Genomic DNA, 6,617 nt, shown 5'->3' with positions numbered 1-6,617 from the left:
AGACCTCTTATAAGATCTCACGAATCATAGTCAAGAGACTTTGGTTTGCAAAATCTTCACGTAAAAAATCCAGTCGTTAAGGTTCTATTTTCATAGTTAAGACTTTTCTATCTGCAAGATTACCTTTATTCCCCAATTACACAACTTTTTTTGAAATATTTTAATGATTTATGCCACAAAACATATTTTAATAGAAATTTTGGTGCGGTTGCCCTGATCTCATATTGTTATTAAAATTTTAATCGTAACTTTGTCAAATCATAAAAATCAACATATGGAACCTGAATCTAAATACGAATCCGTCCCCCAAGGTTTTGCTTACTGTCTGAATAAACAATGCAAAAACTCTACGAAGTGCCTGCGTTATCTTGTTTCGAAACAACTTACACCGGAACGGACTGTTTTTTCGATCGTAAACCCCGATTGCACAACGCCTCAAGCAGATAGCTGTCCCTTTTTCAAAGCAGATCAAAAGGACAGGTACGCATTGGGGATCACTCAATTATTAGATGATCTGCCTCATAACAAAGCTGTTGCCATCAAACGGGCAATGAATACCCAATTCAGTAAAGGAACCCTTTACCGCATCCAGAAAAAAGAACGATTGATTACCCCTGACGAACAAAAGATCATTCGTATGATCTTTATGCGACAAGGTATCCATGCCGATCCGCTTTTCGACCGATATGTAGAGCAATACGATTGGTAAGAAATTGTATACTTTTTAGGCCTTTATTACTTATAATCCCCACTTAGATGGGTGATATTCCCCACACAAGTGGGCAGTATTCCCCATAGTAGTGGGGATAATTCCCCACAGGAAAAAAATTGTGGGGAAAAAGCTCTATAACAAACTCTCAGTAGATACTGAAATCCTGCGGTTTTATCACAAACCCGATCCGCAGCATACTCTTAAAGTGGTTATATTCCAGCAGGTTCTCACCGTAACCGTTATAATATTGAAGGAAAAAATATTGGTTCTCGTTATTGTTAAACTTATAACTTAACTCGACCTGCGTATTAAAACTCAGCCAGGTCTTACGTTTCGTCAGGATCACTCCGCAGTTAAACCGCTTATTGTCTGTCCGGAAATTGGCCGCCATCTGGAAAATACCGGTATACTTTAACAGGTCTTTATTATATTTTCCGTCGACGATCGGTATCCAGGTCTTGAATTGAGCCTCCCAGTTTTTGTTTAAAACAATGGCTGTTGCAAATGTCACCTTGTTCCAACTGCGCGAAGCCGTACTGTCTTTTCCGTTCGATTCATGTTCGAGCATCAGATAGCCTTTTCCGATGAATTTATTATGATGGATAATCAGATGCCCCAGTCCGATTCCCGGATTGAAGTTCAGGTCGCGCATGGGCAGAGATTTCTGGAAAACATTCCAAAAGGCTTTCTGGGTGTACTGGATAAAAAGATAAGTGTCGAAAGGCAGCTTACTTTTCGTCAGGCGCTGGGCAATACTCAACTGGAACTTCACATCCGAATTGGCAGCGGTCGGTTTATGCCCGATCGTCGTCCCACCGATGAAATAATTATCTTTGAACAAAGTGAAATAAGGCGCTTTGTCCAATACCGCACGCACACTGTCCGCGTTATATTCCAACTTCGGATCCTGCACCAGAACCTGGGCAGATACTGAAACAAAACAGGAAATGAATAAAACGTATAAAAATACTGCTGTCCTTTTCATAAAATCACGAATATATAAACCTTATAAAAATAGAACAAAGGTAATATCCATCAAGGTTTAACAATTCTCCCCGATTTCATGAATTATGGTCAATTCAGTTACCTCTTCTTTATTAATAACCAAATCTTAACTGGTATGTTCATTTTTTATATCTTTGCCCGCATGGAAAAAGTATATCAATATTACAGGGATACAATAGCTGCTTACACACGCCGCTCGGACGGTCTGAGAAAAAAAATGCATTTGATAGGAACAATACGCCTGCTGCTGGTTGCCGGACTTATTGCTGCGATATGGTTTCTGAAAGCCGAAAACTGGATGGTGCTGGGCGGGGCAATCCTCTTATTCATCATTCCTTTCATCGGGTTAATGGTTTATCATACATTTTTATCATCGCAAAAGTCGTATGCCGATGCACTATCCGCCCTATGCAACAACGAACTGAAAGGGCTGGATTACGATTTCAGCGCTTTCGACGGGGCACCGGAGAAAAGTTCTGCCGACCATTCATTCAGCCTGGACCTGGATCTTTTCGGAAACCGCTCCATCTTCCAGTCCATCAACCGGACAGTCACTTCGATGGGAAAAGAAAGGCTTGCCGACTGGTTTATCAATCCGCTTACCGATAAAGAAAAGATACTCAAACGACAGGAAGCGATCCGTGAACTGAGCGAAATGACGCAATTAAGGCAACACTTCTATGTAACCGGCGTATTAAGTCCGGGAAATAAAGGAGATGTGAATACCCTAAGCACATTAACAGATCATAAACCAGCCTTCATTAACAGCCTGCTCTGGAAAATACTGATATGGCTCATTCCTGCCATATGGGTGATACTGATCGCCGGAGCATCAAGCGGAATAATCAGTTTCACCGGCATAAGCATATTCTTCGCCATCTCGTTCCTGATTTCCTACATACGGGGAAAACAAATCACAGAACTTCATAACTCAGTGAACAAGATGGAGAAAATCCTGTATACTTATTCTTCACTGATCAAAAGCATAGAAGGCGACCTTTTCAAGTCAACCGAACTGGCAGCGATCAGCAACCAGTTTAACGGGACAGACGGAACAGCCTCAAAGGCACTGAAAAAGTTATCCCGCAGCATCGGTGCGCTAGACCAGCGGGGCAGTATGATGGGATTCATTATGAACATATTTATTCTCCGCGACACCCGGACAGCCATCCGCCTGGAACGTTGGATACAGATACACGCCGAGGATATTCCCCGATGGTTCGATGCCCTTGCCGAGTTTGATGCCTACAGTTCGTTGGGAGGATTTGCATTCAATCATACCGGCTATATCTATCCGGAAATAGCCGACTCTTATTTCAAGATGAGTGGTAAAGCACTAGGACATCCCCTACTCCGCCGTGATGCTTGCGTACGGAATGATATTTCGATAGAGAAAAGTCCGTGGTTCCTGATTATCACCGGGGCAAATATGGCAGGGAAAAGCACCTACCTCCGCACAGTCGGAGTCAACTATTTGTTGGCCTGTATCGGTGCTCCGGTCTATGCTGACTCCCTGACTGTCTATCCGGCAAAGATGGTGACTAGCCTGCGTACTTCCGATTCGCTGGTCAGCAATGAATCTTATTTCTTCGCAGAATTGAAACGGCTGAAAATGATTATCGACCGTCTGCAACAGGGAGAAAAACTATTTATCATACTGGATGAAATCCTGAAAGGAACTAACTCGATCGACAAGCAAAAAGGTTCGATCGCCCTGATGAAACAGTTGGTAGCTTACCAGACTTGCGGCATCATCGCCACACACGACCTGGCACTGGGCGAACTGGAAAACGAATTTCCCAACCAGATAAAGAACTACCGCTTTGAAGCCGATATTACAAATGAAGAACTAACCTTCTCCTATCTGCTTCGTGAAGGGGTAGCACAAAATATGAATGCATGTTTCCTGATGAAGAAGATGGGGATAACGGTTTAAATACTTATATTTGCACGTAAATTAATAGAAAGGAGTCACTTATGACAACAATAGAACTTGAAGCCAGCAAAGCGGAATTGGTTCGTGAGATATTAAATATCGAAAATAGTGAAACCATCGGAAAACTTCGCAAATATCTAAGTAAGCTCCGGAGTAACAAAGAAGAGGCAAGTCCTTGTGAATATACCCTCGAAGAGGTTCGTCAGCGATTGGCTATCACTGGTAAGGATGCTATTGCCGGAATAGGTATCAGCGGTGAAGAGATGGAACAGCGAATGAAAGATATTATATAATAGTATGGAAATTATATGGCATCCGTTTGCATCAAACGATTTTGATCAGATTATATACTATTACCGGGATACTTTTGGAGTTAAAACAGCTCAAAAAGTCCGCGACACACTTCATCATGACATATATCATTTACTCTGTTTACATCCTTTTCTGGGATTCTGTGAAACCTGTCTGAATGACGTAGATCAACTCTCTTACCGTTCACTAGTCTCGGGTCACATTAAAATAATTTATACCGTTCACGATAAATATATTTATATCCACATGCTTTGGGATTGCCGACGTAATCCCAAACAACTTCAAAGCGAAATAAAAGAACGTAAATAAAACTTATCAAATGGAGTTGTATCAAAATCGGTTTTAATACAACTCCATTTATTATCATTTTCCCGTTTTATACTTCGCCTTAATCTCCGGCAACGCCCGCTGTATCTCTGCGATACGAGTGGCATCACTTGGGTGAGTGCTCATAAACTCCGGAGTCGAGCCGCTTTTTCCGGCAGACATCTTTTGCCAGAAATTTACCGCGACATCGGGATTATATCCAGCCATCGTCATAAATACCAATCCCATATAATCCGCTTCCGATTCATGTTTGCGAGAGAAAGGAAGCATGACACCATACTGCGCCCCCACGCCATAAACCGTATTGGCAACCGTCTGGACTGCCGCACTCTTATTACTTACAGCCTGCCCCAAGATGGCGGCTCCGTATTGCGCCATCAGTTGCTGGCTCATCCGTTCGTTACTATGTTTTGCCACCGCATGCGCCACTTCGTGACCAACCACTACGGCCAGTTCGTCATCCGACGATACCAGCGACATCAAACCTTCGTAAACCACAATCTTTCCGCCCGGCATACAAAAAGCATTTATCTGGTTATCTTTCACCAGATTGAACTCCCACTGGAAATTCTTAATCTCACTTTCCATTCCGTTCGCTTTCAGATAGGCCTCCGTTGCTGCGGCAATCTTCTTACCCACACGGGTCACCATCGCACTCTCATTCTTATCCGACGACTTTGTGGCTGATTTCATATAATCGCTGTATTGCGTTAAGCTGGAGGACAATACCTCCTGGTCGGAAACCAGCAACACCTGCTTTCTCCCTGTCAAAGGCACACTCCCGCACGCACTCAGCATCAGAAGCATCGCCATCAATAAACCTGTAATCTTTTTCATCTCTCTCATTTAGTTTTTACGAATACAAAATTATCATTTCTTTATAAGAATAGAACAATTCCAAAGGTATTTTTGCTCAACAGATATATAACAATACTATCCTTTCAGTATATATCCTTTCTTTGTGAGAGAAACAATACCAACAGACAAATCCCTCTTCAGAGCTCTCCTCAGATAAGTGATTTGTACATTCAGGGCAAGAGAATTGGCATATGAATTATTCCCCCATATGACATCCAGAATGACATTACGGTCTACCGCCTTGTTCAGGTTACGTACCAGGATACGAAGAATATCCGCCTGCCGGGAGGTAATCAGCGTTTTACTGTTACCTGTACGTATTTCATTTGTTGCATAGTTGAAAAACGTATCTCCGAAAGAGTATAGTTCTTCTGCTGTTTCCACTGATAGATTTTGTTCAAAACGTTCCCTGATACGTGCCAACAGTTCTTCCGGATAAAAGGGTTTAGCCAGATAATCATTTCCCTTCACACTAAATCCTTTCAAACGATCGTTCTTATCCGAACGGTCGGACAAGAAAAAGATCAAGACATTATGATCCTGTTCCCTTATCTTTTCAGCTACTTCAAAACCATTCTTTCCCGGCATGTTGATATCTAATAAAACCAAATCCGGTTTAACCGCCGGAAACTGTTCCAAGGCCATCGTTCCATTTCCTGTATAGGTTACTTCATAACCTTCTTTTTCCAGAAATCTCTTTAAAAGAATAGAGTATTTCAGATCATCATCCGCCAGTAAAATTCTCAGAGGTGTTGCCATATATTATGTATATAAAACGTTTTGTATTCTTATTGAGGTAATGTCACAATAACTTTCGTACCCTCCCCTATTTTGCTTTGAAGAGAAACTTTTCCATGATGTGCTTCCACGATCTGTCTTACATAACTCAAACCAAGTCCAAGGCCCGGTATCTGTTTGCCTGATAAACGGGGGGAACGGTAAAATTTCTCAAAAACCTTCCGCTGCTCGGCCGGAGAAATACCGAAACCATCATCCTCCACCGACAATTCAACACTTTTACCTATTCTCATAGCAACAATACGTATATGGACCTCTGGACCGGAATACTTGATTGCATTCTCTACCAAATTACATAACATATTTGCCATATGCACCGGATCTGCTGTAATAAGGGGCAACCCGGGAGCATATGCCGTGGAAAAAGAGACCTGTTTATCCGGCGGAACCGGTATGAGACGTAACACATTCTCCACCAACTCCTGCAAATTAAATGAAGAAATAGTAAACGGAGTCATGCCACCATCAGCGCACACCATATCTTTCAGTTTACCCAGATAAGCAGAAAGATTATCCAATTCGAATATAGCATCATGGGTAACTTCCCGGCAAGTCTTTTCATCTGTATGCATTTCCGGATCATTTAAAAAGGAGATACACATTTTCAGGGCTTGTACCGGACGTCTAAGTTCATGTATCATGGCATGGACAAAATCTTCCCGCATCATT

At 42.1% G+C, this 6,617-nt stretch carries 7 protein-coding genes; 3 read left to right on the top strand and 4 right to left on the bottom strand.

The genetic code is table 11. The features are described 5' to 3' along the window. Window positions 1–274 precede the first annotated feature (274 nt). Window positions 275–709: a DUF6078 family protein gene (locus tag DXA15_RS11520; protein WP_128134109.1), complete on the top strand. Its 435-nt coding sequence runs from the start codon at window positions 275–277 to the stop codon at window positions 707–709. A gap of 148 nt (window positions 710–857) precedes the next feature. Here the strand turns inward: DXA15_RS11520 and DXA15_RS11515 are convergent, their stop codons facing one another. Further along, entirely contained in the window at window positions 858–1,697 is an 840-nt protein-coding gene (locus DXA15_RS11515) for a phospholipase A (protein WP_128134108.1), read from the bottom strand. Window positions 1,698–1,859: 162 nt separating this feature from the next. Between DXA15_RS11515 and DXA15_RS11510 the strand changes: the two genes are divergently transcribed. Then, window positions 1,860–3,653, top strand: a complete 1,794-nt coding sequence (locus DXA15_RS11510; RefSeq protein ID WP_199676293.1) for a MutS family DNA mismatch repair protein — start codon at window positions 1,860–1,862, stop codon at window positions 3,651–3,653. Window positions 3,654–3,694: 41 nt separating this feature from the next. Further along, window positions 3,695–3,946: a hypothetical protein gene (locus DXA15_RS11505; protein WP_010800294.1), complete on the top strand. Its 252-nt coding sequence runs from the start codon at window positions 3,695–3,697 to the stop codon at window positions 3,944–3,946. 382 nt (window positions 3,947–4,328) lie between these two features. On the opposite strand, the gene DXA15_RS11500 is transcribed toward DXA15_RS11505, so the two are convergent. From DXA15_RS11500 to DXA15_RS26385, 3 genes are all read right to left on the bottom strand, one after another. Next, the gene (locus DXA15_RS11500) at window positions 4,329–5,129 is read right to left on the bottom strand and encodes a M48 family metallopeptidase (RefSeq protein ID WP_010800296.1); all 801 of its coding nucleotides are present in this window, start codon (window positions 5,127–5,129) and stop codon (window positions 4,329–4,331) included. A gap of 96 nt (window positions 5,130–5,225) precedes the next feature. After that, the gene (locus DXA15_RS11495) at window positions 5,226–5,909 is read right to left on the bottom strand and encodes a response regulator transcription factor (protein WP_128134106.1); all 684 of its coding nucleotides are present in this window, start codon (window positions 5,907–5,909) and stop codon (window positions 5,226–5,228) included. A gap of 29 nt (window positions 5,910–5,938) precedes the next feature. Next, a complete protein-coding gene (locus DXA15_RS26385; RefSeq protein ID WP_233567194.1) occupies window positions 5,939–6,616 on the bottom strand; it encodes a HAMP domain-containing sensor histidine kinase in 678 nt (225 codons plus the stop codon). Window position 6,617: the final 1 nt, after the last annotated feature.

Origin of the sequence: Parabacteroides sp. AM58-2XD (assembly GCF_003463685.1) — a bacterium.
GTDB classification, from domain to species: domain Bacteria; phylum Bacteroidota; class Bacteroidia; order Bacteroidales; family Tannerellaceae; genus Parabacteroides; species Parabacteroides segnis.
The sequence above is the reverse complement of the archived record's forward strand: the minus strand, read 5'-3'. Positions and strand labels throughout refer to the sequence as shown.

What these genes read in the sequence shown, in the direction of transcription:
- DXA15_RS11500 (WP_010800296.1), bottom strand. Translation starts at nt 5,129, where the DNA reads ATGAAAAAGATTACAGGTTTATTGATGGCGATGCTTCTGATGCTGAGT.
- DXA15_RS11510 (WP_199676293.1), top strand. Translation starts at nt 1,860, where the DNA reads ATGGAAAAAGTATATCAATATTACAGGGATACAATAGCTGCTTACACA.
- DXA15_RS11520 (WP_128134109.1), top strand. Translation starts at nt 275, where the DNA reads ATGGAACCTGAATCTAAATACGAATCCGTCCCCCAAGGTTTTGCTTAC.
- DXA15_RS11515 (WP_128134108.1), bottom strand. Translation starts at nt 1,697, where the DNA reads ATGAAAAGGACAGCAGTATTTTTATACGTTTTATTCATTTCCTGTTTT.
- DXA15_RS11495 (WP_128134106.1), bottom strand. Translation starts at nt 5,909, where the DNA reads ATGGCAACACCTCTGAGAATTTTACTGGCGGATGATGATCTGAAATAC.
- DXA15_RS11505 (WP_010800294.1), top strand. Translation starts at nt 3,695, where the DNA reads ATGACAACAATAGAACTTGAAGCCAGCAAAGCGGAATTGGTTCGTGAG.
- DXA15_RS26385 (WP_233567194.1), bottom strand. Translation starts at nt 6,616, where the DNA reads ATGATGCGGGAAGATTTTGTCCATGCCATGATACATGAACTTAGACGT.